Origin of the sequence: Ramlibacter sp. AN1133 (genome assembly GCF_037890035.1) — a bacterium.
Taxonomy (GTDB): Bacteria; Pseudomonadota; Gammaproteobacteria; order Burkholderiales; family Burkholderiaceae_C; genus Ramlibacter.
In genome coordinates this window covers 61,782-86,161 of record NZ_JBBKTQ010000017.1, presented here as the reverse complement: position 1 = coordinate 86,161, position 24,380 = coordinate 61,782, and the positions used below count along the sequence as shown (strand labels likewise).

At 67.9% G+C, this 24,380-nt stretch carries 25 protein-coding genes; 13 read left to right on the top strand and 12 right to left on the bottom strand.

Translation table 11 applies throughout. From position 1 onward, the window contains the following. Window positions 1-36: 36 nt before the first annotated feature. Complete coding sequence (locus WG923_RS21090; protein WP_340352963.1) at window positions 37-855, bottom strand: metal-dependent hydrolase; 819 nt, start codon at window positions 853-855, stop codon at window positions 37-39. 66 nt (window positions 856-921) lie between these two features. On the opposite strand from WG923_RS21090, the gene WG923_RS21085 reads away from it, so the two are divergent. Next, on the top strand, window positions 922-1,506 hold the full coding sequence (locus WG923_RS21085) for a TetR/AcrR family transcriptional regulator (protein WP_340352962.1): 585 nt from the start codon (window positions 922-924) through the stop codon (window positions 1,504-1,506). 103 nt (window positions 1,507-1,609) lie between these two features. Here the strand turns inward: WG923_RS21085 and WG923_RS21080 are convergent, their stop codons facing one another. Then, a complete protein-coding gene (locus WG923_RS21080) occupies window positions 1,610-3,676 on the bottom strand; it encodes a sodium-translocating pyrophosphatase (RefSeq protein WP_340352961.1) in 2,067 nt (688 codons plus the stop codon). A gap of 232 nt (window positions 3,677-3,908) precedes the next feature. On the opposite strand from WG923_RS21080, the gene ppa reads away from it, so the two are divergent. Then, window positions 3,909-4,451 (top strand): inorganic diphosphatase, encoded by a 543-nt coding sequence (gene ppa / locus WG923_RS21075; RefSeq protein ID WP_340352960.1) that lies wholly within the window; start codon window positions 3,909-3,911, stop codon window positions 4,449-4,451. A gap of 128 nt (window positions 4,452-4,579) precedes the next feature. Here the strand turns inward: ppa and WG923_RS21070 are convergent, their stop codons facing one another. Next, window positions 4,580-5,860: a GNAT family N-acetyltransferase gene (locus tag WG923_RS21070; protein WP_340352959.1), complete on the bottom strand. Its 1,281-nt coding sequence runs from the start codon at window positions 5,858-5,860 to the stop codon at window positions 4,580-4,582. Between WG923_RS21070 and WG923_RS21065 the strand changes: the two genes are divergently transcribed. The 3 genes from WG923_RS21065 to WG923_RS21055 are packed head-to-tail and all read left to right on the top strand — an operon-like array spanning window position 5,847 to window position 8,379. Beyond that, window positions 5,847-7,511: an NAD+ synthase gene (locus WG923_RS21065; protein ID WP_340352958.1), complete on the top strand. Its 1,665-nt coding sequence runs from the start codon at window positions 5,847-5,849 to the stop codon at window positions 7,509-7,511. The genes WG923_RS21070 and WG923_RS21065 overlap by 14 nt on opposite strands. Window positions 7,512-7,526: 15 nt before the next feature. Then, window positions 7,527-7,865 (top strand): P-II family nitrogen regulator, encoded by a 339-nt coding sequence (locus tag WG923_RS21060; protein WP_340352957.1) that lies wholly within the window; start codon window positions 7,527-7,529, stop codon window positions 7,863-7,865. 13 nt (window positions 7,866-7,878) lie between these two features. Further along, entirely contained in the window at window positions 7,879-8,379 is a 501-nt protein-coding gene (locus tag WG923_RS21055; protein ID WP_340352956.1) for a hypothetical protein, read from the top strand. A 4-nt stretch (window positions 8,380-8,383) separates the two neighbouring features. On the opposite strand, the gene WG923_RS21050 is transcribed toward WG923_RS21055, so the two are convergent. Genes WG923_RS21050 through WG923_RS21025 form a run of 6 tightly spaced genes read right to left on the bottom strand, consistent with a single transcriptional unit; the run spans window position 8,384 to window position 11,658 of the window. After that, entirely contained in the window at window positions 8,384-8,971 is a 588-nt protein-coding gene (locus tag WG923_RS21050) for an LOG family protein (RefSeq protein WP_340352955.1), read from the bottom strand. Continuing rightward, a complete protein-coding gene (locus WG923_RS21045; RefSeq protein ID WP_340352954.1) occupies window positions 8,968-9,372 on the bottom strand; it encodes a diacylglycerol kinase in 405 nt (134 codons plus the stop codon). The genes WG923_RS21050 and WG923_RS21045 overlap by 4 nt, the downstream gene beginning before the upstream one ends. A 34-nt stretch (window positions 9,373-9,406) precedes the next feature. After that, window positions 9,407-9,901 carry an RDD family protein gene (locus WG923_RS21040; RefSeq protein WP_340352953.1) on the bottom strand — a complete coding sequence of 165 codons (495 nt, stop codon included), beginning with the start codon at window positions 9,899-9,901 and terminating at the stop codon, window positions 9,407-9,409. Beyond that, entirely contained in the window at window positions 9,898-10,662 is a 765-nt protein-coding gene (locus WG923_RS21035; RefSeq protein ID WP_340352952.1) for a DUF3106 domain-containing protein, read from the bottom strand. The genes WG923_RS21040 and WG923_RS21035 overlap by 4 nt, the downstream gene beginning before the upstream one ends. Window positions 10,663-10,675: 13 nt before the next feature. Then, the gene (locus WG923_RS21030) at window positions 10,676-11,095 is read right to left on the bottom strand and encodes a DUF3619 family protein (protein ID WP_340352951.1); all 420 of its coding nucleotides are present in this window, start codon (window positions 11,093-11,095) and stop codon (window positions 10,676-10,678) included. Continuing rightward, complete coding sequence (locus tag WG923_RS21025) at window positions 11,092-11,658, bottom strand: RNA polymerase sigma factor (RefSeq protein ID WP_340352950.1); 567 nt, start codon at window positions 11,656-11,658, stop codon at window positions 11,092-11,094. The genes WG923_RS21030 and WG923_RS21025 overlap by 4 nt, the downstream gene beginning before the upstream one ends. 278 nt (window positions 11,659-11,936) lie before the next feature. On the opposite strand from WG923_RS21025, the gene WG923_RS21020 reads away from it, so the two are divergent. The 7 genes from WG923_RS21020 to pbpG all read left to right on the top strand — a co-directional run bounded on the left by WG923_RS21020 (window position 11,937) and on the right by pbpG (window position 21,348). Next, complete coding sequence (locus WG923_RS21020; RefSeq protein ID WP_340352949.1) at window positions 11,937-13,712, top strand: acetolactate synthase 3 catalytic subunit; 1,776 nt, start codon at window positions 11,937-11,939, stop codon at window positions 13,710-13,712. Window positions 13,713-13,930: 218 nt separating this feature from the next. Then, entirely contained in the window at window positions 13,931-14,422 is a 492-nt protein-coding gene (gene ilvN / locus WG923_RS21015; RefSeq protein ID WP_201687909.1) for an acetolactate synthase small subunit, read from the top strand. A gap of 42 nt (window positions 14,423-14,464) precedes the next feature. After that, window positions 14,465-15,481 (top strand): ketol-acid reductoisomerase, encoded by a 1,017-nt coding sequence (ilvC, locus tag WG923_RS21010; protein WP_340352948.1) that lies wholly within the window; start codon window positions 14,465-14,467, stop codon window positions 15,479-15,481. A gap of 225 nt (window positions 15,482-15,706) precedes the next feature. Beyond that, the gene (gene pssA, locus WG923_RS21005) at window positions 15,707-16,519 is read left to right on the top strand and encodes a CDP-diacylglycerol--serine O-phosphatidyltransferase (RefSeq protein ID WP_340352947.1); all 813 of its coding nucleotides are present in this window, start codon (window positions 15,707-15,709) and stop codon (window positions 16,517-16,519) included. Window positions 16,520-16,726: 207 nt separating this feature from the next. Further along, window positions 16,727-18,418, top strand: a complete 1,692-nt coding sequence (gene leuA / locus WG923_RS21000) for a 2-isopropylmalate synthase (RefSeq protein ID WP_340353011.1) — start codon at window positions 16,727-16,729, stop codon at window positions 18,416-18,418. Continuing rightward, window positions 18,403-19,953, top strand: coding sequence for a 2-isopropylmalate synthase (locus WG923_RS20995; RefSeq protein ID WP_340352946.1), 1,551 nt, complete (start codon window positions 18,403-18,405; stop codon window positions 19,951-19,953). Before leuA ends, WG923_RS20995 begins: the two co-directional genes overlap by 16 nt. A 348-nt stretch (window positions 19,954-20,301) precedes the next feature. Beyond that, window positions 20,302-21,348, top strand: coding sequence for a D-alanyl-D-alanine endopeptidase (gene pbpG, locus WG923_RS20990; protein ID WP_340353010.1), 1,047 nt, complete (start codon window positions 20,302-20,304; stop codon window positions 21,346-21,348). Between the two features lie 138 nt (window positions 21,349-21,486). On the opposite strand, the gene WG923_RS20985 is transcribed toward pbpG, so the two are convergent. Genes WG923_RS20985 through aat form a run of 3 tightly spaced genes read right to left on the bottom strand, consistent with a single transcriptional unit; the run spans window position 21,487 to window position 23,900 of the window. Next, a complete protein-coding gene (locus WG923_RS20985; protein WP_340352945.1) occupies window positions 21,487-22,284 on the bottom strand; it encodes an IclR family transcriptional regulator in 798 nt (265 codons plus the stop codon). 51 nt (window positions 22,285-22,335) lie between these two features. Beyond that, on the bottom strand, window positions 22,336-23,157 hold the full coding sequence (locus WG923_RS20980) for an arginyltransferase (RefSeq protein WP_340352944.1): 822 nt from the start codon (window positions 23,155-23,157) through the stop codon (window positions 22,336-22,338). Next, window positions 23,154-23,900 (bottom strand): leucyl/phenylalanyl-tRNA--protein transferase, encoded by a 747-nt coding sequence (aat, locus tag WG923_RS20975; RefSeq protein ID WP_340353009.1) that lies wholly within the window; start codon window positions 23,898-23,900, stop codon window positions 23,154-23,156. Before aat ends, WG923_RS20980 begins: the two co-directional genes overlap by 4 nt. A 167-nt stretch (window positions 23,901-24,067) precedes the next feature. On the opposite strand from aat, the gene WG923_RS20970 reads away from it, so the two are divergent. Further along, window positions 24,068-24,376 (top strand): PilZ domain-containing protein, encoded by a 309-nt coding sequence (locus WG923_RS20970; RefSeq protein WP_340352943.1) that lies wholly within the window; start codon window positions 24,068-24,070, stop codon window positions 24,374-24,376. The last annotated feature ends 4 nt before the right edge of the window (window positions 24,377-24,380 follow it).

Below are 24,380 nucleotides of genomic sequence, written 5' to 3'. Positions count from 1 at the left end.
CGATTGTGCGCCAGCCCCCCAAACCGACGAAAGCGCTCAACCGCCGACCGGCACGTACTGGTCGGCGTGCTCCGCCAGCCACCGGCGCGAGGCGCCCGAATCGTGCTGGCTGGGGTGGAAGTCGGGGCGGAAGTATTCACGCCACGGGCGGTACGTCAGGCGCACCAGGCCGCGCTGGCCGAACAGGAAGCTGGCGGCGCTGCGCCAGGTGCTCCACTTCCAGAGCGTGCCGTCGTGGTGCAGGTTCAGCAGCGTCTGGCGCAGGCTCTCGCGCAGGAAGAAGAAGGTGATGCGCTTCATCCAGCGCAGGCGCCATTCCTGGTTGCCGCCCAGCGCCACGTACAGGTCGAAGGCGACGCACTTGTGCTCGGACTCCTCGGCGCTGTGCCACAGCCAGAGGGTGGCCAGCCGCGGATCCTGCTCGCCCAGCAGGTCGGCGTTGTGCAGCATGTAGTCGGCGATCAGGGCAGTGAAGTGCTCGTTGGCGGCCGTCACGGCCAGCCAGTGGCGCACGTCCTGGTTTTCGAACTGCTTGAGCTGCTCGCGCGCGCGCGGCTCCCATTCGTTGACGAGGCCGAGCTGATCGAGCTGCGCGTTGTAGAGCGAGTGCAGGCGGCGGTGCGTGGCCTCCTGGCCGATGAACCCCTGCACCTCGGGGCCGAACTTCGCCTGCTGGTCGGCAGTCATGGCCTTGAAGCCGTCGCGCACCGAGTCGATGAAGAACTGCTCGCCGACCGGAAAACTCATCGACAGTGCGTTGAACAGCGCCGTGCGGAAGGCATCGCCCGCGCACCAGTGGCGCGCGATGGGGGCCTGCATGTCGACGAGGAGGCGTCGGACGACGAGATCGGTCATGATTCGGAGTGGAAAAGTACCGCGCTGAGCGCCCCTGCGCGGTACCATTCCGTACCGGATCGTCGCATGCAAGACTGGGCCCTGTCAACGTCGCAGGAACATCGCGGCCGCCTGTTGCGGGGCATGGCCGCGGCCGTGGCGGTGAAGGGCTATGCCGACACCACGATCGCGGACATCGTGCGCGAGGCGAGCGTCTCGCGGCGCACCTTCTACGAACACTTCCACGACAAGGCCGAATGCCTGATCGCGCTGTACGAGGCCGCGAGCCGCAACGCGCTGCGCGTGCTGCGCGAGGCGATCGACCCGGCGCATGGCTGGGAGGAGCAGGTGGAGCGCGCGATCCGCGCGTACCTCGAATGCCTGGCGAGCAACCCGCTGCTGCTGCGCACGCTGTTCGTGGAGATGCTGGGGCTGGGCAGCGAAGGCCTGGAGGTTCGGCGCAAGATGCAGCGCGAGATGGCGGACTTCCTGCTGCAGCTGGTGAACGCCGGCACCTCGCGCGAGGCGGCGATGGCGCCCGAGATCGCGATGGCCGTGATCGGCGGCATGCACGAACTGGTGCTGCAGGCGATCGAGGACGGCAGGCTGGAGGAACTGCCGGCGCTGACGGCGACGGCGACGCGGCTGCTCAATGCGGTGACGCGGCCCTAGTCTTTCGTCGCCCCCGCGCAGGGCGGGGGCCCAGGAAGACAAAAGCGGCCGATGGCCGCTTCTGCTTGGAAAGCCCTGGATCCCCGCCTGCGCGGGATGACGGTCAGGAGTGGAACTTCACCACCAGCGGCACGATCAGCAGCGCCACGATGTTGATGATCTTGATCAGCGGGTTCACGGCGGGGCCGGCCGTGTCCTTGTAGGGGTCGCCCACGGTGTCGCCGGTCACGGCCGCCTTGTGCGCTTCGGAGCCCTTGCCGCCGTGGTGGCCGTCTTCGATGTACTTCTTGGCGTTGTCCCAGGCGCCGCCGCCCGTGCACATGGAGATCGCGACGAACAGGCCCGTCACGATGGTTCCCATCAGCAGGCCGCCCAGCGCCTTCGGGCCGAGCGCGAGGCCGACCACGATCGGCACCACCACCGGCAGCAGCGAGGGGATCATCATTTCCTTGATCGCCGCCTTGGTCAGCATGTCGACCGCCACGCCGTATTCGGGCTTGGCCGTGCCTTCCATGATGCCCTTGATCTCGCGGAACTGGCGGCGCACTTCCACCACCACCGAGCCGGCCGCGCGGCCGACCGCTTCCATCGCCATGGCGCCGAACAGGTAGGGGATCAGGCCGCCGATGAACAGGCCCACGATCACCATCGGGTCGGACAGGTCGAAGCTCACCTGGCGGCCGTAGGTCTCCAGCTTGTGCGTGTAGTCGGCGAACAGCACCAGCGCGGCGAGGCCGGCGGAGCCGATGGCGTAGCCCTTGGTCACGGCCTTGGTGGTGTTGCCCACCGCGTCCAGCGGGTCGGTGATGTCGCGCACGGAGGCGGGCATCTCCGACATCTCGGCGATGCCGCCGGCGTTGTCGGTGATCGGGCCGTAGGCGTCCAGGGCGACCACGATGCCGGCCATGGACAGCATGGAGGTCGCGGCGATGGCGATGCCGTACAGGCCGGCCAGGTAGTACGCGACCAGGATCGCGATGCAGACGAACATCACGGGCCAGGCGGTCGAGCGCATCGACACGCCGAGGCCGGCGATGATGTTGGTGCCGTGGCCGGTGGTGGAGGCCTGCGCCACGTGCTGCACCGGCGCGTACTGCGTGCCGGTGTAGTACTCGGTGATCCACACCAGCGCGCCGGTGAGCGCCAGGCCCACGACGCAGGTGCCGAACAGGCGGAGCTGGCTGCCGGAGGCGGTGACCGCGTTGTCCGGGATCAGCCACACGGTCACGCCGTAGAAGGCGATCAGCGACAGCACGCCGGCCACGATCAGGCCCTTGTACAGCGCCGGCATCACGTTCTTCATGCCGGGCGAGGCCTTGACGAAGAAGCAGCCGATGATCGAGGCGATGATCGACACGGCGCCCAGCGCCAGCGGGTACAGCACCGCGTTCACCGGCGCGGTGGCGACGAGCAGCGCGCCCAGCACCATCGTGGCGATCAGCGTCACGGCGTAGGTCTCGAACAAGTCGGCGGCCATGCCGGCGCAGTCACCCACGTTGTCGCCCACGTTGTCGGCGATCACGGCGGGGTTGCGCGGATCGTCCTCGGGGATGCCGGCTTCCACCTTGCCCACCAGGTCGGCGCCGACGTCGGCGCCCTTGGTGAAGATGCCGCCGCCCAGACGCGCGAAGATCGAGATCAGCGAGGCGCCGAAGGCGAAGCCGATCAGCGGCGTGAGCAGGGTGCCCAGCTTGCGGTCCGGCGTGAGCTGGCCGTTGCCCATGAGGAACCAGGTGAAGGCCGTCACCCCCAGCAGGCCCAGGCCCACCACCAGCATGCCGGTGATGGCGCCGCCGCGGAAGGCGACGTCCAGCGCCGGGCCGATGCCGCGGGTGGCCGCCTGCGCGGTGCGCACGTTGGCGCGCACCGAGACGTTCATCCCGATGAAGCCGCAGGCCCCCGACAGCACCGCCCCGATGATGAAGCCCACGGCGGTCTGCCCGTCGAGGAAGACGCCGATCAGGATGGCGAGCACCACGCCGACGATCGCGATCGTGCGGTATTGGCGGGCCAGGTAGGCCGCTGCGCCGGCCTGGATGGCCGCCGCGATCTCCTGCATGCGGGGGTTGCCCGCGTCCTGGGAAAGGATCCAGCTGCGGGCCCAGAAGCCGTAGACCACGGCTGCCAGACCGCAGACGAGCGCCAGTATCAGCGCCGAGTTGCCAGTCATCAAGTTTCTCCTGTCGTGTCGCTTCGGTCTTCGAGGGGGCTCCAACGCCGCGGAGCCCCCGCTGCGTTGCTTCCTCGTGACTCCCGCGCGAGAGGGGAGGGCGATTGGCCAACGCGCGAAATATACCTGTGAAGCCTTTACATAGAAATGTCGGCGTCAGGAGAGAGTGGCAGCATTGACTAAAATCAGGGTTTCCCCCGAGCGCGCCCTCCTTCCTTCACCTAAGCAAGCCATGTCCCTGGACCAAGTCACTCCCGGCAAGAACGTTCCCGAAGCCTTCAACGTGATCATCGAGATCCCGATGAACGCCGACCCCGTGAAGTACGAGGTGGACAAGGAGACCGGCGCCATCTTCGTCGACCGCTTCATGAGCACGGCGATGCACTACCCCACCAACTACGGCTACGTGCCCAAGACCATCGCCGGCGACGGCGACCCGGTCGACGTGCTGGTCGTCACCCCGGTGCCGCTGATCCCGGGCGTGGTGGTGCCGTGCCGCGCGATCGGCGTGCTCAAGATGCAGGACGAAGCCGGCGACGACGCCAAGGTGCTGGCGGTGCCGATCGACAAGGTGCTGTCCATCTACACCCAGTGGCAGCAGCCGGAGGACCTGAACCCGCTGCGCCTGAAGACCATCGCGCACTTCTTCGAGCACTACAAGGACCTGGAGCCCGGCAAGTGGGTGAAGGTGCTGGGGTGGGAAGGCCCGGAGTCGGCGAAGAAGGAAGTGCTGGACGGGATCGAGGCGTACCGGAAGGAACATCCGAAGGGCTGAGGCCCGTCCCTCGCAACGAAGGCGCCGCATCCCGGCGCCTTTTTCGCAGGCTGGCGGTGACGCGCGTCAGCGCAGGAACCCCAGCGCTTCGCGCATCGCTGGGGTTTCGCGTTCGCTCCACCACCAGCCTACGAATCCGCCTCCCGCTCGCCCGTGACTGCGTGCCGGAACGGCGATCTCTCCTCGAGGTGCTCCATGTAGCTCTCGATCCCGCGCCCCTCGCGCGCCAGGAACTGCTCCACCGCATCCGCGAAGGCCGGATGCGCCAGCCAGTGGGCGCTGGTCGTCTTCACCGGCATCAGCGCGCGGGCCATCTTGTGCTCGCCCTGCGCCCCGCCTTCGAAGCGCGTGAAGCCGTGCGCGATGCACCAGGCGAGCGGCTGGTAGTAGCAGGCCTCGAAGTGCAGGCAGTCGACCCGCTCCAGCGCGCCCCAGTAGCGTCCGTACGCCACGCCGTCGGCCAGGCCGATCAGGCTGCAGGCGATCGGCTTGCCGCGCCGCTCGGCGACGAACAGCAGCCAGTTCTCCGGCATGTGCGCGGCCATGCGGGCGAAGAAGTCGCGCGTGAGGTACGGCGCGTTGCCGTGCTCCAGGTACGTGCGCTCGTAGCAGCGGTAGAAGAAGTCCCAGTCCTTCGCGGTGATCTCCGTGCCCTGCGCAGGCCGGAACACCACGCCGGCCTCGGCCACCTTGCGGCGCTCCTGCCGGATCTTCTTGCGCTTTTCCTGCGTGAGGCTGGCGAGGAAGGCGTCGAAGTCGGCGTAGCCTGCGGTTTCGCCGCCGGGCCGTCCCAAGGCGAAACCAGCCCCCTCGGGCGGCAGCGCGGACACGCCAGTGCCGCGCGTGGGGGCGTTATTCAACCAGTGGAATTGAACGGTATGCCGCAGCATGAGGCCGGCCTCGCGACACGCGGCGATATCGTCGTCGTCCGCGAACAGCAGGTGCCATGACGACAGCTTGTTCTTGCGGCACAGCGCGAGCACTGCTTGCACGAGGGCCGAACGCGACTGCGCATTGCGCGCCAGCAGCCGCGGCCCCGGCACGGGCGTGAAGGGCACCGCGGTGAGTCCCTTGGGGTAGTAGCGCAGCCGGTGCTGCTCGTACGCGTTGGCCCAGGCCCAGTCGAACACGTACTCGCCGTAGGAATGGCTCTTGAGGTACAAGGGACACGCCGCCTGCAGCTCGCCGTCGCGCCACAGCGTGACGAACTGCGGCGTCCAGCCCGTGTCGCGCGCGCCGCTGCCGCTGTCGTGCAGCGCGGCCAGGTACTCGTGCCGCATGAAGGGCGAACCGCCCGCCAGCGCGAGCAGCGCGTTCCACGCGCCAGCCTCGATCTCCGAGGGGGCGCGCAGGACCCGGGTGACATAATCGTTCGAGAAGTCCGGCACGTTCGAAATGACCCTCACCATCTGTACTGCCCAGCTCAACGTCATCGTCGGCGACATGGCGGGCAACGCGCAAAAGATCATCGCCGCGGCGCGCACGGCCTACGAGCGCGGCGCGCGCCTGGTGCTCACGCCGGAGCTCTCGATCTGCGGCTACCCGCCGGAAGACCTGCTGCTGCGGCCCGCGTTCATCGCTGCCTGCGATGATGCCGTGAAAACCGTGGCCCGCGAGCTCGCGGGGTTGAAGGGCCTGCACGTCATCGTCGGCCATCCGCGCGGCGGGGACATCCGCAGCAAGTCGGTGCAGGTGCACATGCGCTGGAACTCGGCCAGCGTGCTGTGCGAAGGCCGGACGATCGAGACCTACAACAAGCGCGAACTGCCGAACTACCAGGTCTTCGACGAATACCGCTATTTCACGCGCGGGCAGGGCACCTGCGTGTTCCAGGTCGAGGGCGTGAACGTGGGCGTGCTGATCTGCGAGGACGCCTGGTTCGAGGAGCCGGCGCAGCTCGCCCTCGCTTCGGGCGCCCAGCTGCTGGTGGTGCCGAACGCCTCGCCCTTCCACGTCGGCAAGAGCAGCGAGCGCATCGCGCGCATGGCCGAGCGGGCGCAGAACGTGAACCTGCCGCTGATCTACGCGCACTCGGTCGGCGGCCAGGACGAAGTGATCTTCGACGGCGGCTCCTTCGCCGTCAACGCGGACGGCTCGCTCGCCGCCCGCGCGCCCGCCTTCGTGGAGGACCTGTTCTACGTCACCGCCACGCCCGGCACCACCTCGTGGCGGCTGTCCGGCCCCAATGTCGGCGACCTGGGCGACGACGAGGAACTGTGGCACGCGCTGGTGATGGGCGTGCGCGACTACATAGGCAAGAACGGCTTCCCCGGCGTGCTGCTGGGGCTGTCGGGCGGCATCGATTCGGCGCTGGTGCTCGCCGTCGCCGTCGATGCCCTTGGCAAGGACAAGGTCCGCTCGATCATGATGCCTTCTCCGTACACGGCGGAGATCTCCTGGCTCGACGCCGCGGAGATGTGCCAGCGCCTGGGCGTGCGCTACGACGAGATCTCGATCAAGCCGATGTTCGAGTCCTTCCTGCAGTCGCTTTCGAAGGAGTTCGCGGGCCTGCCGGAGGACACGACCGAGGAGAACATCCAGGCGCGCATCCGCGGCGTGCTGCTGATGGCCCTGTCGAACAAGTTCGGCAGCATCGTGCTGACCACCGGCAACAAGAGCGAGATGGCCACCGGCTACTGCACGCTCTACGGCGACATGGCCGGCGGCTTCGCCGTGATCAAGGACGTGTTCAAGACCGTGGTGTTCCGCCTGGCGCGCTGGCGCAACGCCAACGATCCCTACCGGACCGGCGCCAACCCGATCCCGGAACGGATCATCACGCGGCCTCCGAGCGCCGAACTGCGCGCCGGCCAGGTGGACCAGGACAGCCTGCCGCCCTACGACATCCTGGACGGCATCCTTTCGCGCTACATGGAGAACGACCAGAGCATCGACGACATCGTGGCGGCCGGCTTCGACCGCGCGACGGTGGAGCGCGTCGCCCGCCTGATCCGCATCAACGAGTACAAGCGGCGCCAGTCCCCGGTGGGGATCCGCGTCTCGCACCGCGGTTTCGGCAAGGACTGGCGGTATCCTATTACCGGCAAGTTCCGAGCATAGAAGGAGAGAGAGTCCATGAAGCAGATCACCGCCATCGTCAAGCCTTTCAAGCTGGAGGAGGTGCGCGAAGGGCTGGCGGAGTGCGGCGTCACCGGCCTGACCGTCACCGAGGTCAAGGGCTTCGGCCGCCAGAAGGGCCATACCGAGCTGTACCGCGGCGCCGAGTACGTGGTCGACTTCCTGCCCAAGGTCAAGATCGAGGTGGTGGTGAAGGACGAGGAAGTCGAACGCTGCGTCGACGCCATCATCACCGCGGCGCGCACCGGCAAGATCGGCGACGGCAAGATCTTCGTCACCAGCGTGGAGCGCGTGGTGCGCATCCGCACCGGCGAGATCGACGAGTCCGCGGTCTGAAGCCGCTGCGGCGATGCCCCTGACACTGGCCGATTTCGCCAGCCGCTGCCACGCCATCCTGGCGCGCGACGGCGGGCCCGCGGGCCGCGCCGAAGTCGCGGCGCTGCTGCGCGAGGCGCTGCGCGACGAGGCCTTCGTGGCGGCGCAGTTCGGCCCCGATGCGCCCGAGCGCCGCATCGTCTACGAGGACCCGCAGCTCGGTTTCTGCATCCTGGCGCACGAGTACCGGGGCGCAAAGGAAAGCCCGCCGCACGACCACGCCTCGTCATGGGCCATCTATGGCCAGGCGCAGGGCGAGACGGCGATGAGCGACTGGGACCTGCTCGAGGCTGCCACGACTGAGCAGCCGGGGCGGGTGCGCAAGGTGCGCGACTACGTGCTGCGGCCGGGCGACGCGCACGTGTACAACGAGGGCGACCTGCATTCGCCGAGCCGCGCCGGGCCGACGCGACTGATCCGGATCGAGGGGACGAACCTCGAGAAGGTGCGGCGCTTGAAGTACCGGCCGGCCTGAGCTTTCAGATCTCCGACGTATCCACCCCCCGCGGGCTCGTCCGCGCGGTCTCCACGAGCTTGTGCAGCAGCGGCTCGAGCTCCGCGTCGATGGTCAGCAGGTCCATCTGCCACTCGCTCATGAAGCCGCTGTGCACGCTCTGCTGCAGGAACTGCAGCAGCGGCTGGTAGTAGCCTCCGAGGTCGAACAGCCCCACCGGCTTGCGGTGGAAACCGAGCTGCTTCCACGTCCAGGCCTCGAAGAATTCCTCGAAGGTGCCGATGCCGCCCGGCAGCGCCAGGAAGGCGTCCGCGTGTTCGGCCATCAGGCTCTTGCGCTGGTGCATGTTCTCCACGATGTGCAGCTCGGTGCAATCGCGCTTGGCCCATTCGCGCTCCACCATCGAGTGCGGGATCACGCCCACCACGCGCGCGCCGGCGTCCAGCGCGGCGTCGGCCATGACCCCCATCAGCCCGTTGTTGCCGCCGCCGTACACCAGCTGACCGCCGTGGCGGCCGATCCAGCGCCCGACGTCGGCGGCGGCGGTGGCGAAGCGCGGCTCGGCGCCGACGCGCGAGCCGCAATAGACGCAGATGGAGAACGCAGGTTTCATGCGGAGAAGAAGCGCACCAGTGCCGTGAGCCACACGCCCGCGGCGAAGACGAGGGACAGGAACACCGCGGCGCTGCCCATGTCCTTGGCGCGTTTGGACAGCGGGTGCCGTTCGGGCCCGATGCGGTCGATGGCGGCCTCGACGGCGGTGTTGAGGAGTTCCACGATCAGCACCAGCAGCACCGAGCCGGCCAGCAGGGCCACCTCCACCCAGCTGCCGGTGATGAAGAAGGCCAGCGGCAGCATCACGAAGGCGAGGCAGGCTTCCAGCCGGAAGGCCGCTTCCTCCCAGCCGGCGCGCAGGCCGGCCATCGAATAGCCCGTGGCGTGCCACACGCGGGCGAAGCCGGTGCGGCCCTTCTGCTCGTTCACGAACTCGGGCAGGGCATCGCGGTGGGACATGCCCGCATTGTCGCCGACCGGCCGGCGCCCCTTCTCAGGCGGCATCGACCAGGCGCGTGCCGGCCCAGGCGTCGTGCCAGAACTGGCGTTGCGGATGCAGGCGGCTCAGCGCGGCCCAGCACAGGACCCAGCCGATGAAGGCGGCGGTGACGGGCTTCCAGTCCGACAGGTGCTGCCGGGCGAAGACGGCGATCGGCGGCAGGACCCACACGGAGCACAGCACGTAGCGGAGCGCCGCGCGAGCGGGCGTGAGGGGCTGGCCCTGCGCGTCCACGATGCGCATGCGCCACGTCTGCATGGGAAGGGTGCGGCCCTTGGTCCACGACCAGGTGAAATAGACGCCGAGCACGAAAGCGATCACCGCCCCCAGTGCCTGCCGCCCGTAGAGGGCGTTGCGCATCTGGGTGACGACGGAGAACACGAAGGCCGTGACCATCGCGATGCCCAGGGCCAGGAACGCCTCGTAGAACAGGGACGCGAGGCGGCGCCGCAGGCTGGGCGCGGCCAGGGCGGAAGCGGGCGGGCTCAAGGCTGGACCGGCGCCAGGGGCTGCGGCAGCAGGGTGTTGGTGTCCACCTGGCCGGGCACCACGGCGATCTTCGCGGCGCCGCTCTCCGCCTTCTTCGGCTTGGGGATGCGCGCCAGCTTCTGCTGCGGCACCGGCTGCACCGCCACCGCGGTGGGCGGCGGCGGCGGCTTGGCCGCGGCGGCGCCGGCGGCGAGCTTGCGCTTTTCCTCCGGCGACAGGTTCTGGTAGGCCTCCCACTTGGCGCGCTTGTCGTCGGTCTTGATCTTCTGGCTCTCGGCGAAGTTCAGGCGGGCGAGCGTGCGCTGCTGCGGCGACAGGGCGGCCCATTCCGCCATGCGGCTGTGCAGGCGGGCCTGCTCGCCGGGTGGCATGGTGGGGTAGTTCTGCGAGAGGGCCAGCCACTTGCGCTTGTGCGCTTCGCCCAGTACGCGCCAGGTGCCGGACAGCGGCGCCAGCGACAGTTGCTGCTGCTGCGTCAGTTCGGCCCAGGTGGGGCTGGATTCGGGGCGGGGCGCCGGTGCGTTGCGCACCGGGGCAGGGCGGATCGGCGCGCGGGTGGAGACCGAGGGCTTGTTCGCCTGGGCCAATGGGGCCGCGGGCGCGACCGTCGCGGGCGCCGGCGCGTTCACCGGCGCGTTCACCGAGGGCGGGACGGGATTCTGTTGGGCGAGCGCCACATCCGCCGCCACGGCAGCCAGCGCCAGGCCCGCGGCAGCGAGGCCGGAGGCGATGGTCAGGCGGGGGCGGGCGGGGCGGCTCATCGTCCGGGTCGGTTCATTCGCCGCGCCCGGACTGCTTGAGGAACTGCACGAATCCCGGGTCGGCGTAGGCGGCCGGCGGCAGGTCGTCGGTCAGCAGGGCCGTATCGACCTCGGCCAGCTCGCTGGCGCGGCGGTCCGTCTGGATGGTGTGGATCAACACCAGGCCGCCTGCCAGCACGAGGAGCGGCAGGACGGAGCCGATGCGGTTCAGCCAGTTGCGCTCGAGCGCCAGCGTCGCCGAGGCGCCACGGCCCACGACGACCGGCGCGGCGGCCGGCTTCTTGCGGGCCTCGAGGGCGCGCACGCGCGCCGCCCGCAGGCGTTCCCGGGCCTCGTACGTCAGCTCCTCGGAGCCGGACGACAGGCGCATGGCGACCGCGCGGCCGAACTGGTCCGCCTGGCGGTGGGCGAGCAGTGAGTCCGTGTTGGTCATAGTTGGATCCCTTTTGCCTTCAGTGCCTTGCTGAGGGCCGCGACCGCACGGGAGCAGTGCGTCTTGACACTGCCTTCCGAGCAGCCCATGGCGGCAGCGGTTTCTGCAACATCCATGTCCTCCCAGTAACGCATCAAGAAGGCTTCGCGTTGACGGGCGGGCAGCTCCATGATCTCCGTCTCGATCTCCCGCAAGATCTGGGCCCGGCGGGTGGCATCTTCGGCGCTTTCGACCTGCTGAGACTGGTCCGCGGAGGAATAAGTTTCCAGCAGGTCGAAATCCCCGTCGTCGGAGGCGGATTCGAAGTCGCTCAGGTTGGAGAAGAGGGCATTGCGGGTCTTCTGCCGCCGAAAGAAGTCCAGGGTGCAGTTCGACAGGATCCGCTGGAACAGCATGGGCAGTTCCGCGGGCGGTTTGTCGCCATAGTGCTCCGCCAGCTTCATCATGCTGTCCTGCACGATGTCCAGTGCCGCCTCCTCCTCGCGCACGTGGTAGACGGTGCGCTTGAAGGCGCGTTTCTCCACGCTCTGGAGGAAGTCCGAGAGTTCGCGTTCGGTGGCCAAGGAGTCCCGGGTGCGGCGGTAAGGCTTCGGTTTGTGTTTGTCGCGCCCAGGCAGCAGGCGCCGCTGGACAGCCGGAAATTATGGCACCTGGCCCGCTGCCCTTGGCCGCTCGTCTGTTGCAGTGCGATAATCGCGGCGCAAGTCACAGGCAAACGAGTCCTGGTCCGGCGGTGCGACGCGCCCGCCCATGGCCCGGTGCTCCAAGTCCCGACGCGGCCCCACAAGGGCTGGTGAAGGGGCACCCCAAGGTTCGTAGTTCGAAACCCGAAAGGTTGATCATGGAAATCACAAGGACGGAGCTGAGCTCCGCGGCCGCCGCCTCGGCAGGCCAGACCCCCGACCTCCGCGGCGCCGAAATCCTCGTCAAGTGCCTCCAGGCCGAGAACGTGAAATACGTCTGGGGCTATCCGGGCGGCGCGGTGCTGCACATCTACGACGCGTTCTACAAGCAGGACACGATCCAGCACGTCCTGGTGCGCCATGAACAGGCCGCCGTGCACGCCGCCGACGGCTATGCCCGCGCGACCGGCGACGTCGGCGTGGCGCTGGTGACCTCCGGCCCCGGCGTGACCAATGCCGTCACCGGCATCGCCACCGCGTACATGGATTCGATCCCGATGGTGATCGTGACCGGCCAGGTGCCCACCGCCGCCATCGGCATGGACGCCTTCCAGGAATGCGACACCGTCGGCATCACCCGCCCGATCGTCAAGCACAACTTCCTGGTCAAGGACGTGCGCGACCTGGCGGAGGTGATGAAGAAGGCCTTCCACATCGCCCGCAGCGGCCGTCCCGGCCCGGTGGTGGTGGACATCCCGAAGGACGTCTCCTTCAACAAGACCGCGTACACCGGCTATCCGGACAAGGTGGAGATGCGCTCGTACAAGCCCGTCTCCAAAGGCCACAGCGGCCAGATCCGCAAGGCGGTGCAGCTGCTGCTGGGGGCCAAGCGCCCCTACATCTACACCGGCGGCGGCGTGGTCCTGGGCAACGCGACGCAGGAGCTGCGCACGCTGGCCGACATGCTCGGCTTCCCGGTCACCAACACGCTGATGGGCCTGGGATCCATGCCCGGCACCGACCCGAAGTTCCTCGGCATGCTGGGCATGCACGGCACCTACGAGGCCAACAACGCGATGCAGAACTGCGACGTGCTGCTGGCCGTGGGCGCGCGCTTCGACGACCGCGTGATCGGCAACCCCAAGCACTTCGGCTCGCACGAACGCAAGATCATCCACATCGACGTGGATCCCTCCAGCATCTCCAAGCGCGTGCGCGTGGACATCCCGATCGTGGGCGACGTCAAGGAAGTGCTGAACGACCTGATCGCGCAGATCCGGGAAGCGGGCATCAAGCCCGATCCCGCGGCGCTGGGCGGCTGGTGGGAGACCATCGAGGGCTGGCGCAAGCGCGACTGCCTGCGCTACGACCGCGGCAACCGCGACGTGATCAAGCCGCAGCACGTGATCGAGACGCTGTGGAACATGACGAAGGACGTGGAGACCTACATCACGTCCGACGTCGGCCAGCACCAGATGTGGGCCGCGCAGTTCTACAAGTTCCCCGAGCCGCGCCGCTGGATCAACTCGGGCGGCCTGGGCACGATGGGCGTGGGCATCCCGTACGCCATGGGCATCAAGCTGGCCAAGCCCGAGTCCGAGGTGTACTGCATCACCGGCGAAGGCTCGGTGCAGATGTGCATCCAGGAGCTCTCGACCTGCCTGCAGTACAACACGCCGATCAAGATCGTCTCGCTGAACAACCGCTACCTCGGCATGGTGCGGCAGTGGCAGCAGCTCGATTACGAGGGCCGCTACTCGCACAGCTACATGGACGCGCTGCCCAACTTCGTGAAGCTGGCCGAGGCCTATGGCCACGTGGGCATGCTGATCGAGCGCCCGCAGGACGTCGAACCGGCCCTGCGTGAAGCCCGCAAGCTGAAGGACCGCACGGTGTTCATGGACTTCCGTACCGACCCGACCGAAAACGTCTGGCCGATGGTGAAGGCGGGGCAGGGCATCACGGAGATGCTGCTCGGGTCGGAAGACCTGTAAAACCAAACTGCCGGACGCAGAGGACGCAAAGGGTACGCAGAGGACGCGAAAGAGACCAGGAAGAAGACCTCGAAGGTTTTCTTTTGCGTCCTCTGCGTACCCTTCGCGTCCTCTGCGTCCGGTAGTCCGGTTTTCGACCAACCCGAAGACGAATCTATTGGCTGCCAAGCCCGCCGCTTACCGGCGACGGGGGAGGGCACCGAAAAGAGGAATCAGACATGAAGCACATCATTGCCGTGCTGCTCGAGAACGAGCCCGGCGCCCTCTCGCGGGTCGTGGCCCTGTTCTCGGCCCGCGGCTACAACATCGAATCGCTCACGGTGGCGCCGACGGAAGATCCGTCGCTGTCGCGCATGACGATCACCACCGCCGGCTCGGACGACGTGATCGAGCAGATCACCAAGCACCTGAACCGGCTGATCGAGGTGGTCAAGGTCGTCGACCTCACCGAGGGCAGCTACACCGAGCGCGAGCTCATGATGGTGAAGGTGCGCGCGGTGGGCAAGGAGCGCGAGGAGATGAAGCGCATGGCGGACATCTTCCGCGGCCGCATCATCGACGTGACCGACAAGAGCTACACCATCGAACTCACGGGCGACCAGTCCAAGAACGACGCTTTCCTGGTCGCCATCGACCGCAGCGCGATCCTGGAGACGGTGCGCACCGGCGCCAGCGGCATCGGCCGCGGCGAACGCATCCTCAGGGTCTGACCCGCACCACCCCCCACAGCAACGAATTTTTCTGGAGAGACCATGAAGGTTTATTACGACAAGGACTGTGACCTCAGCCTGATCAAGGGCAAGACGGTCGCCATCATCGGCTACGGCTCGCAAGGCCACGCGCACGCGCAGAACCTCAACGACAGCGGCGTCAAGGTCATCGTGGGCCTGCGCAAGGGCGGCGCCTCCTGGCCGAAGGTCGAGAAGGCCGGCCTGAAGGTCGCCGAGGTCAGCGAGGCCGTCAAGTCCGCCGACGTCGTGATGATCCTGCTGCCCGACGAGCAGATCGCCACGGTCTACAAGAACGACGTCGAGCCGAACATCAAGCAGGGCGCCTCGCTGGCGTTCGCCCACGGCTTCAACGTGCACTACGGCCAGGTCGTGCCCCGCGCCGACCTCGACGTGTGGATGGTGGCGCCCAAGGCCCCCGGCCACACCGTGCGCAGCACCTACACGCAAGGCGGCGGCGTGCCGCACCTGGTGGCCGTGCATTCCGACAAGTCGGGCCGCGCGCGCGACCTGGCGCTGTCGTACGCGATGGCCAACGGCGGCGGCAAGGCCGGCATCATCGAGACCAACTTCCGCGAAGAGACCGAGACCGACCTGTTCGGCGAGCAGGCCGTGCTGTGCGGCGGCACCGTGGAACTGATCAAGGCCGGCTACGACACGCTGGTGGAAGCCGGCTACGCGCCCGAGATGGCGTACTTCGAGTGCCTGCACGAGCTCAAGCTGATCGTGGACCTGATCTACGAAGGCGGCATCGCGAACATGAACTACTCGATCTCCAACAACGCGGAGTACGGCGAGTACGTCACGGGCCCGAAGATCGTCACCGACGAAACGCGCAAGGCCATGAAGCAGGCCCTGAAGGACATCCAGACCGGCGAATACGCCAAGAGCTTCATCCTGGAAAACCGCGCCGGCGCCCCGACCCTGCAGTCGCGCCGCCGCCTGAACGCCGAGAGCTCCATCGAGGTGGTGGGCGAGCAGCTGCGCGCGATGATGCCCTGGATCAAGAAGAACAAGCTGGTGGACCAGAGCCGCAACTGACGGGCGTCGCGGCCTGCGGCCGCAAGCCCGCCATCCCCGCGCAGGCGGTGATCCGGAGAAGCCGCCCTCGGGCGGCTTTTCCCTTTCAAAGCCCTGGATGCCCGCCTGGCATGCTACGTACGGCTACGCCGCCCCCGGCGGCTCGGTCGCGGGCATGACGGCGCGGGTACGCGCGCGACGCACAGCGTTGTATTTCCACCCCAACGCCGCCTTACACTCTCGCCCATGCACGACGGACACGAAGACGACCTCTCGGCGGAAGGGGTGGTGGTGCGCAAGCGGCGCAAGGGCATCTACATCCTGCCCAACCTGTTCACGCTGGCGGCGCTGTTCGGCGGCTTCTACGCCGTCGTGATGGCGATGAACGGCCGCTTCGACCTCGCCGCGGCCGGCGTGTTCTGCGCGATGGTGCTGGACAGCCTCGACGGCCGCGTCGCCCGCATGACCAACACGCAAAGCGCCTTCGGCGAGCAGATGGACTCGCTGTCCGACATGGTCTCCTTCGGCGCCGCGCCGGCGCTGATCGCCTACGAGTGGGCCCTCAAGGGCCTGGGCCGATGGGGCTGGATCGCCGCCTTCGTCTACTGCGCCTGCGCGGCGCTGCGGCTGGCGCGCTTCAACGTCAACACGGGGGTGGTCGACAAGCGCTACTTCCAGGGCCTGCCGTCGCCGGCGGCCGCGGCGCTGGTCACCGGCTTCATCTGGCTGATGACGGAGTACGAGGTCAAGGGCTACCAGGTGGCCTGGGTGATGTTCGGCGTGGCGCTCTACGCGGGCCTCACCATGGTGACCAACGTGCCCTTCTACAGCTTCAAGGACATCCAGATGAAGAAGAGCGTGCCCTTTGTGGTGATCGTGCTGATCGCCCTGGGCATCGCCGTCATCAACATCTATCCGCCCGCGGTGCTGTTCGCGATCTTCGTCGTCTACGGGGTCTCCGGCTACGCGCTGTACTTCTGGCGCAAGTCGCGCGGCGAGCGCGCGAGCATGATCGCGACGTCGACCGACGAGCCCGAAGAGAGCGGATTGCACCGATAGAAAACCCTGATGGGGACGGCCGCAAGGCCTGTGCTAAAGTCGACGACATGAACCGTATCGCGCTGGCCCTACTACTCATCCCCCACGGGCGGAGACGGTAGCGCGCGCGCATTCCCGGACTGACGGCCCGTTTGCACCTGCAGCGGGCCGTTTTTCATTGGGGCTGCGGGTTCCACTCCCCACATCGAAGCGAGAACACCGATGGCCATGCTGAAGAACCCCGCAACCAAGTACCGCCCCTTCGCGCCCGTGCGCCTGAGCGACCGCACCTGGCCCGACGCGGTGCTGGCGAAGCCGCCCGTGTGGTGCAGCGTGGACCTGCGCGATGGCAACCAGGCCCTGATCGAGCCCATGGACATCCCGCGCAAGCTGCGCATGTTCGAGACGCTGGTGGCGATCGGCTTCAAGGAGATCGAGGTCGGCTTCCCCTCGGCCTCGCAGGTCGAGTACGACTTCGTGCGCAAGCTGATCGACGAGGACCTGATCCCCGACGACGTCACGATCCAGGTGCTCACGCAGGCGCGCGAGCCGCTGATCCGCCGCACCTTCGAGGCGCTGCAGGGCGCCAGGCGCGCCATCGTGCACCTGTACAACGCCACTGCGCCGGTGATGCGCAAGGTGGTGCTGGGGCTCGACGAGGACGGCATCGTCGAACTCGCGACCTCGCAGGCGAGGCTGTTCGTGGAACTCGCCGCGCAGCAGCCCGCCACCGACTGGGTGTTCCAGTACTCGCCCGAGATGTTCTCCGGCACCGAACTGGCCTTCGCCAAGCGAGTGGTCGATGCGGTGACCGAGGTGTGGCAGCCCACGCCCGCGCGCAAGTGCATCGTCAACCTGCCGTCGACGGTGGAGCATTCCACGCCCAACATCTTCGCCGACATGATCGAGTGGATGCACCGGCACCTCGCGCGCCGGGATGCCATCGTGCTGTCTGTGCACCCGCACAACGACCGCGGCACCGGCACGGCCGCCGGCGAATTCGCCGTGATGGCCGGCGCCGACCGGCTCGAGGGTTGCCTGTTCGGCAACGGCGAGCGCACCGGCAACCTGGATCTCGTCAACGTGGCCCTGAACCTGTACAGCCAGGGCGTGGACCCGGGGCTGGACTTCTCCGACATCGACGAGGTCCGCCGCATCGTCGAGCACTGCAACCAGCTGCCGGTGCATCCGCGCCACCCCTACGTCGGCGACCTGGTCTACACCTCCTTTTCCGGCTCGCACCAGGATGCGATCAAGAAGGCCTTCGTCGCGCGCAAGGAAGGCGAGATCTGGGACATGCCCTACCTGCCGATCGACCCCAAGGACCTGGGGCGCAGCTACGAGGCCGTGATCCGCGTCAACAGCCAGTCCGGCAAGGGCGGCATCTCCTACCTGCTGGAGGCGGAGTACGGCCTGGAGCTGCCGCGCCGCCTGCAGATCGAGTTCAGCCAGGTGGTGCAGGGCGTGATGGACGCCAGCGGCAAGGAGCTGTCGGCGCAGGACCTGTGGACGCTGTTCCGCAACGAATACCGCGTCGGCCGCGCGGAGGTGGCGCACCAGGTGCTGGAGTCGGGCGCGCCCGGCGAGCGGGTCACGCTGGAGGCGGACGTGCGCATGGACAGCGGCCGGGCGCTCTCGGTCACCGGGGCCGGCAACGGCCCGATCGATGCCTTCGTGGAAGGGCTGAGCCTCGCGCTCGGCGAACCGGTCCGCGTGCTGGACTACCATGAGCATGCGATCGCCTCGGGCGCCGACGCGCGCGCCGTCGCCTACCTGGAGCTGCGGGTCGGCGACCGCACGCTGTTCGGCGTCGGCATGGACGCGAACATCGTCTCGGCCTCGCTCAAGGCGATCGTCTCGGGCCTGCAGCGCGCCGGCCTCGCGACCGAACAAGAGGAATCCACATGGCAGACCAACTGATCATCTTCGACACGACGCTGCGCGACGGCGAGCAATCGCCGGGCGCCTCCATGACCAGGGACGAAAAGCTGCGCATCGCGCGCCAGCTCGAGCGCCTGCGCGTGGACGTGATCGAGGCGGGCTTTCCCGCCAGCTCCAACGGCGACTTCGAGTGCGTGCAGGCGATCGCCCACGCGATCAAGGACTCGACGGTGTGCGGGCTGGCGCGGGCCAACGACCGCGACGTCTCGCGCGCGGCCGAGGCGCTCAAGGGCGCGGCCCGCGGGCGCATCCACACCTTCATCGCGACCTCCCCGCTGCACATGGAAAAGAAGCTGCGGATGACGCCGGACCAGGTGCTGGAGCAGGCGAAGCAGTCGGTGCGCTTCGCGCGCAACCTGTGCGCCGACATCGAGTTCTCGCCCGAGGACGGCTACCGCAGCGAGGTCGATTTCCTCTGCCGCGTGCTGGAGACGGTGATCAAGGAAGGCGCGACCACGATCAACGTGCCCGACACGGTGGGCTACGCCGTGCCGGAGCTGTACGGCCAGTTCATCAAGACCCTGCGCGAGCGCATCCCCAATTCCGACAAGGCGATCTGGTCGGTGCACTGCCACAACGACCTCGGCATGGCGGTGGCGAACTCGCTGGCCGGCGTGAAGCTCGGCGGGGCACGCCAGGTCGAGTGCACGATCAACGGGCTGGGCGAGCGCGCGGGCAACTGCTCGCTGGAAGAGGTCGTGATGGCCGTGAAGACGCGCAAGGACTACTTCGGCCTCGAGGTGAACATCGCCACCGAGCACATCGTGGCGGCCAGCCGCATGGTGAGCCAGACCACGGGCTTCGTGGTGCAGCCGAACAAGGCCGTGGTGGGCGCCAACGCCTTCGCGCACGCGAGCGGCATCCACCAGGACGGCGTGCTCAAGGCGCGCGACACCTACGAGATCATGCGGGCCGAGGACGTCGGCTGGACGACCAACAAGATCGTGCTGGGCAAGCTGTCGGGGCGCAACGCGTTCAAGGCGCGGCTGCAGGAGCTGGGCGTGCAGATGGAGAGCGAGGCCGACGTCAACACGGCCTTCGCCCGGTTCAAGGAACTGGCCGACCGCAAGAGCGAGATCTTCGACGAGGACATCCTCGCGCTGGTGAGCGACGAGGCCATGACGCACGAGCAGGAGACGTACCGCCTGGTGTCGCTGCGCCAGCACAGCGAGACCGGCGAGCGCCCGCATGCCGAGGTGGTGTTCACGGTCGACGGCCGCGAGGTGCGGGGCGAGTCGGACGGCAACGGGCCGGTCGATGCGTCGCTCAAGGCGATCGAGACGCACGTGAAGAGCGGCGCCGAGATGGTGCTGTACTCGGTCAACGCGATCAGCGGCTCGACGGAGAGCCAGGGCGAAGTCACGGTGCGGCTGTCGAACTCCGGCCGCATCGTCAATGGCGTCGGCGCCGATCCCGATATCGTCGTCGCCTCGGCCAAGGCCTACCTGAGCGCCCTGAACAAGCTGCACAGCAAGGTCGACAAGGTCCCCGCGCAAGGCGGCGGGCCGCTGTGACCCGCTGAGTCGGGGCGAAAAACAAGACAGCCGAACGCAGAGGGCGCGAAGGATACGCAGAGGACGCAGAGAAAACCCAAGGAAAGTTCTCGGGTTTCGTCTGCGTCCTCTGTGCTCTCTCTGCGCCCTCTGCGTTCGGCTGTCTTGTTTTTCGCTGTCCTCCCCGTCCACCCCCGAAAAACGACCGCCTGACCCCGGGTTATCCCCCACTGCAGAGCCACACCGTGAGGTTATGTTCCTAAGTCATTGATTTTTGTAAACATTACCCCAACAGGCCAGCTGCAGAAGTACACTTCGTCCCGTGGTGTCAGTTGTGTCCTACACCTACAGTCGTTGCTGGAGTAACCGATCTTGAACCGCTTCGCCCACGCGATCGCCCTCAGCCTCCTGGCCCTGTGGCTGGCGCCCGTCGCCGCCGACGCCGCGCCCCACAAGCGCTCGGCCAAGAAGGAAGCCCACGTCAGCATCGTCAAGCGGGCCCGGGTGGCCAAGACCTTCGCGGTCGGCCGCCAGCATCTCGTGGCCAGGCAGAGCCGCTCGGTCGTCAGGCTGGCGGTGCCCTCCAAGCCCTCCTTCGGCCAGATGGCGGGCCTGCATGCCACGCAGGACGACCTCGACCTGCGCTCCAGCGTCGCCCTGGTGATCGACCAGGATTCCAACGAGATCCTGCTGCGCAAGAACGAATCCGCCGTGCTGCCGATCGCCTCCATCACCAAGCTGATGACGGGCCTGGTGATCAGCGAGGCCAAGCTGCCGATGGACGAGATGATCGCCATCAGCCAGGACGACGTGGACACCGAGAAGTTCACGGGTTCGCGGCTGCGCGTGGGCGCCACGCTCACGCGCGGCGAGCTGATGCAGCTGGCCCTGATGTCCAGCGAGAACCGTGCTGCCCATGCGCTGGGCCGCACCTATCCGGGCGGCTTGAACGCGTTCGTCGAGGCCATGAACAGCCGCGCCAAGCTGCTGGGGATGGGCGACACGAAGTACGTGGAGCCGACCGGCCTGTCGAGCCGCAACCAGTCGAGCGCACAGGACCTGGCGCGCCTGGTCGCCTTCGCCTCCAACGACCCGATGCTGCGCGAGCTGACGACCACGCCGGAGCGGCAGGTCGAAGTCGGCAACCGCACGATGCAGTTCCACACGACCAACCGGCTGGTGAAGAACCCCGCGTGGGAGATCGGCCTGCAGAAGACCGGCTACATCGCGGAGGCGGGCCAGTGCCTGGTGATGCAGGCCAAGGTGGCCGGCCGCAAGCTGATCATGGTGTTCCTGGACTCCGCCGGCAAGTTGAGCCGCATCGCCGACGCCGAGCGCGTGCGCAAGTGGGTCGAGACCCATTCGCCCAACGGCATCCCGAGCGGCAACACGCTCATCCGGCAGGTCAACGGGTAACAACCGAAGACGGACAGCCGGACGCAGAGGGCGCAAAGGGTACGCAGAGGACGCAAAAAAGACAAAGAAACCTTTGAAGGTTTTCTTTGCGTCCTCTGCGTACCCTTCGCGTCCTCTGCGTCCGGCTGTTCGGTTTTCTCAGGCCGCCATCCGCTCCGTCGGCGGCTTGTAGCCCAGGGCCGCGGAGATCTCCGCCGCGGTGGTCTGCAGCTTCGACAGCCAGCTCTCGTCCAGGCGATCCGCCGGGGCGGAGATCGACAGGCCGGCCACCAGGCGCGACTGGTCGTCGTAGATGCCGGCGGCCATGCAGCGCACGCCCAGTTCCAGCTCCTCGTTGTCGCGCGCGAGGCCGTACTGCCGCGCCTTGGCCAGCTCGCGTTCCAGCGCCGGCAACTGCGTGATGCTGTTCTTGGTGTGGCCGGCCAGCCCGGTGCGCGTGGCGTAGGCGCGCACGCGCTGCGGGTCGTCCGCGGCCAGGAACAGCTTGCCGGTGGAGGTCAGGTGCAGCGGCGCGCGGCCGCCGATGGCGCGCACCACCTGCATGCCCGAGCGCTCGCTGTAGGCACGCTCGACGTAGACGATCTCGTCGCCCTGGCGCACGCTCAGGTTCACCGGCTGCTGGATCTGCTTGTGCAGCTCGCGCATGGGCGTCAGCGCCGCATCGCGCACGTTCAGCCGGGCCTTCACCAGGTTGCCCAGTTCCAGCAGGCGCATGCCGAGCCGGTAGCTGCCGGCCTCGGGCCGGTCGACGAAGCGGCCGGTGGCCAGGTCGTTGAGGATGCGGTGCGTGGTCGACGGGTGCAGGCCCGTCTTCTCGCTGATTTCCTTGAGGGAGATGGCTTCTTCCCGCGAGGCCAGCACGTCGATGAGCGAAAACATGCGCTCGATCACCTGGATGGTGGGCGTGGCGGGAGCCTGGGAGTCGGTTTTTCTCATGGGGACCGTAGTATGCCCCCGTATTTTATCTGGTGAAACCGGGAGCGGGCTCTAGCGGGATTTGTCCCGGCGCAAAGGTCGCGGCGGCGCGACGGGGCGGGGCACCACCGCCGCGGGCAGGGGCGGCAGCGGGGAGCCGTCGCCGCGCTTCCATTCGCCGTCCACGAGGATCTCGTGCGGGTGGAAGCGCGACTTGTAGTTCATCTTCGGGCTCTCCTGGATCCAGTAGCCCAGGTACACGTGCGGCAGCTTCAGGCGCCGGGCCTGGTCGATCTGCCACAGCACGCTGTAGGTGCCGTAGCTGGCCGTCGGGTCCGGCTCGTAGAAGGTGTAGACGGCGGAGATGCCGTCGTTGAGCACGTCGAGGATGGACACCATGCGCAGCGGGCCGATGCTGCCATCCGGCTGCTTCTCGCGAAATTCCACCAGCCGCGAGTTCACCCGGCTTTGCAGCAGGAACTGCGTGTACTGGTCGATGCTGTCGTGGTCCATGCCGCCGCCCGCGTGCCGCCCTGTCTGGTAGCGCAGGTACAGGTGGTAGTGCTCGGGCACGAAGCACAGCTTGAGCACGCGCGCCTGCAGGTTGTCGTGCCGCGTCCAGGCCCGGCGATGGCTGCGGCTCGGATGGAAATCGTCGACCCGCACGCGCAGCGGCACGCAGGCGCGGCAGCCGTCGCAGTAGGGCCGGTACGTGAACATGCCGCTGCGGCGGAAGCCGCTGGTGACGAGGTCCGAGTAGGCGTCGTTGTGGATCAGGTGGCTGGGGGTCGCGACCTGGGAACGGGCCTGCTTGCCCGGCAGATAGCTGCACGGATACGGCGCCGTGGCGTAGAACTGCAGCGTCTGGAGCGGAAGGTCCTTGAGGTGCGTCACGCGGGGGTCGGGTGCGGCAAGACTGCGTTCCAGTATACGGGCTCGAATTGCCATGGAGCGGTGCCGCGACGGGCCTGCACGGCCACTTGTTGCACAAATTCCGCGCGCGGGATCTCGCGCGCCCCGAGCGAGGCCAGGTGGCGCGTGTTCTGCTGGCAGTCGATCACGCCCACGCCCACGTTGCGGCACCAGGCCACCAGGGCCGCCAGGGCGATCTTGGAGGCGTCCGGCACGCGCGTGAACATCGACTCGCCGAAGACCGCATGGCCGATCACCACGCAGTACAGCCCGCCCACCAGGCGGCCGTCCATCCACGTCTCCACGCTGTGCGCGAAGCCGGCGCGGTGGAAGGCCTGGTAGGCCTGCACCATCGCCGGCACGATCCAGGTGCCGGACTGGCCGGGGCGGTCGCTGGTGGCGCACGCGTGGATCACCGCGTCGAAGTCGCTGTCGAAGCGGATCTCGCACCGGGGGTCGGCCACGAACTTCGCCAGCGTCTTGCGGAACGACCGGTGCAGCCGGAACTCCGCGGTGGACAGGACCATGCGCGGGTCGGTGCTCCACCACAGGATCGGCTGGCCCTCGCTGAACCAGGGAAAGATGCCGTTCGCGTACGCGCGCTGCAGGCTGTCCACGTCCAGCGCGCCCCCGGCCGCCAGCAGTCCGGGCGCCGGCTGCCGCTGATCCCAGGCCTGCGCCGGATCGGGGAAGGGGTCGCCGGGTTGAAGCCAGGGCAGGTGCATCGAAGGGTTGGTGGCGTCCACGCGGGAGATGATTGTGCCCGCCCAGCGGCGAGCGCGCGTTCTTCCGTGCCGGCCGCCTCCGACATCTGCATGGGGGCGCAGGCCTACGCGGGCACGCGCCGCGCGCGCCTACGTTCCCCGGACAGCAGCAAACCCGCAGGATCCGCATGGCCCGAACCGCCGCTCCCGAGCAGCGTGCCGCCGTCCGCTTCGATGCCAGCCTCCCGGTGGCCATCCAGGGCGCCAGCGGCGAGACGCACAACATCAGCGCGCACGGCGTGTACTTCGAAACCGATCTCCCGCAGCGCGTGGGCGAGCTGGTCAACTTCAGCCTGGAGTACACGCTGCACGGGCGGCGCCATCGCCTGGTGTGCGAAGGCAAGGTCGTGCGGGTGGACCGGCAGGGCGACCGGCTGGGCGTGGCCGCGCGCCTGGTGGCGCCGTTCTTCGACGGCACCGAGGAAGTCTCGCTGTAGCAGG

Excerpts from the sequence above, each read along its gene's own strand:
- WG923_RS21085 (WP_340352962.1), top strand. The coding sequence starts at position 922 with ATGCAAGACTGGGCCCTGTCAACGTCGCAGGAACATCGCGGCCGCCTG.
- ppa (WP_340352960.1), top strand. The coding sequence starts at position 3,909 with ATGTCCCTGGACCAAGTCACTCCCGGCAAGAACGTTCCCGAAGCCTTC.
- WG923_RS21045 (WP_340352954.1), bottom strand. The coding sequence starts at position 9,372 with ATGTCCCACCGCGATGCCCTGCCCGAGTTCGTGAACGAGCAGAAGGGC.
- WG923_RS21055 (WP_340352956.1), top strand. The coding sequence starts at position 7,879 with ATGCCCCTGACACTGGCCGATTTCGCCAGCCGCTGCCACGCCATCCTG.
- WG923_RS20970 (WP_340352943.1), top strand. The coding sequence starts at position 24,068 with ATGGCCCGAACCGCCGCTCCCGAGCAGCGTGCCGCCGTCCGCTTCGAT.
- WG923_RS20995 (WP_340352946.1), top strand. The coding sequence starts at position 18,403 with ATGGCAGACCAACTGATCATCTTCGACACGACGCTGCGCGACGGCGAG.
- WG923_RS21065 (WP_340352958.1), top strand. The coding sequence starts at position 5,847 with ATGACCCTCACCATCTGTACTGCCCAGCTCAACGTCATCGTCGGCGAC.
- aat (WP_340353009.1), bottom strand. The coding sequence starts at position 23,900 with ATGCACCTGCCCTGGCTTCAACCCGGCGACCCCTTCCCCGATCCGGCG.
- WG923_RS21030 (WP_340352951.1), bottom strand. The coding sequence starts at position 11,095 with ATGACCAACACGGACTCACTGCTCGCCCACCGCCAGGCGGACCAGTTC.
- ilvC (WP_340352948.1), top strand. The coding sequence starts at position 14,465 with ATGAAGGTTTATTACGACAAGGACTGTGACCTCAGCCTGATCAAGGGC.
- ilvN (WP_201687909.1), top strand. The coding sequence starts at position 13,931 with ATGAAGCACATCATTGCCGTGCTGCTCGAGAACGAGCCCGGCGCCCTC.
- WG923_RS21070 (WP_340352959.1), bottom strand. The coding sequence starts at position 5,860 with ATGGTGAGGGTCATTTCGAACGTGCCGGACTTCTCGAACGATTATGTC.
- WG923_RS21050 (WP_340352955.1), bottom strand. The coding sequence starts at position 8,971 with ATGAAACCTGCGTTCTCCATCTGCGTCTATTGCGGCTCGCGCGTCGGC.
- WG923_RS20985 (WP_340352945.1), bottom strand. The coding sequence starts at position 22,284 with ATGAGAAAAACCGACTCCCAGGCTCCCGCCACGCCCACCATCCAGGTG.
- WG923_RS21060 (WP_340352957.1), top strand. The coding sequence starts at position 7,527 with ATGAAGCAGATCACCGCCATCGTCAAGCCTTTCAAGCTGGAGGAGGTG.
- pssA (WP_340352947.1), top strand. The coding sequence starts at position 15,707 with ATGCACGACGGACACGAAGACGACCTCTCGGCGGAAGGGGTGGTGGTG.
- WG923_RS21020 (WP_340352949.1), top strand. The coding sequence starts at position 11,937 with ATGGAAATCACAAGGACGGAGCTGAGCTCCGCGGCCGCCGCCTCGGCA.
- WG923_RS21035 (WP_340352952.1), bottom strand. The coding sequence starts at position 10,662 with ATGAGCCGCCCCGCCCGCCCCCGCCTGACCATCGCCTCCGGCCTCGCT.
- leuA (WP_340353011.1), top strand. The coding sequence starts at position 16,727 with ATGCTGAAGAACCCCGCAACCAAGTACCGCCCCTTCGCGCCCGTGCGC.
- WG923_RS21080 (WP_340352961.1), bottom strand. The coding sequence starts at position 3,676 with ATGACTGGCAACTCGGCGCTGATACTGGCGCTCGTCTGCGGTCTGGCA.
- WG923_RS21090 (WP_340352963.1), bottom strand. The coding sequence starts at position 855 with ATGACCGATCTCGTCGTCCGACGCCTCCTCGTCGACATGCAGGCCCCC.